The sequence below is a fragment of the Nitratireductor sp. ATLC21 genome (assembly GCF_057196525.1).
Genome location: NZ_JBXUOU010000009.1, coordinates 1 through 831 on the forward strand (window position 1 = coordinate 1; position 831 = coordinate 831).

Here is an 831-nt window from a genome sequence, read left to right on the forward strand (position 1 = left end):
GGGTCCGTTGCATTAACTGCCCGACCACCGCAAGTTCCTTGGGTTGGTAATGATGGGGGGTCCGATGGCACAGCGCAAGAATCCGTTCAAGCGGCATCGTTTTCCTCGGGAGATCATCCTTCTAGCGGTGCGCTGGTACTGTCGCTACCCGCTGTCGTGCCGCGACGTCCGCGATTTGCTGGCCGAGCGCGGGGTGACGGTCGATGCCTCCACGATTCACCGCTGGGTCCGGAAGTTCGGCCCCGAGATCCGCAAACGGGCATATGGTCGCCATCGTTCCTGGCGCGGGCTGCAGTGGCATGTCGATGAGACCTACATCCGCGTCGGCGGACGCTGGTGTTATCTATGGCGCGCCGTCGATCAGCTCGGCCAGTTGATCGATTTTCGGCTGACGGCGCGGCGAAATGCCAAGGCTGCAAGGGCGTTTCTGCGGCAAGCCCGAGAGACCGTTCGCCTGGATCATCCCCTGACCATCGTCACTGACAAGGCGCACAGCTACGCCAAGGTGATCGGCGAGATCAACGACCGGCTCGGGCCAGAGCCCACAATCCGCCATGTCGATCGCAAGTACCTGAACAACCGGATTGAGAGCGATCATGCTGCAATAAAACATCGGCTGCGACCGATGCGTGGCTTCCAGACCATGGCCGGCGCCAAGGCCGCGCTCGCCGGGATCGAAACCTTCCGCACCATCCGCAAGGGTCAGTTCGAAAGCTGCAAGACCGGAGTTGAAAACGAGATCGACTTCGTCGCCAAACTCTTCCCGGAAGCCGCTTGATGATCGCAGTTCCTGCTTTTACTGCGCCGAAGCGGCGTTAATGCAACGGACCC

The 831-nt window shown here is 61.0% G+C and carries 1 protein-coding gene; it reads left to right on the forward strand.

Annotated features, from left to right (window positions below; genetic code table 11):
- Positions 1–64: 64 nt before the first annotated feature.
- On the forward strand, positions 65–778 hold the full coding sequence (locus AC2CHD_RS20970) for an IS6 family transposase (protein WP_484555205.1): 714 nt from the start codon (positions 65–67) through the stop codon (positions 776–778).
- Positions 779–831: the final 53 nt, after the last annotated feature.

Bases quoted from the DNA above. Each gene is read 5' to 3' on its own strand.
- AC2CHD_RS20970 (WP_484555205.1), top strand. From the start codon at position 65: ATGGCACAGCGCAAGAATCCGTTCAAGCGGCATCGTTTTCCTCGGGAG.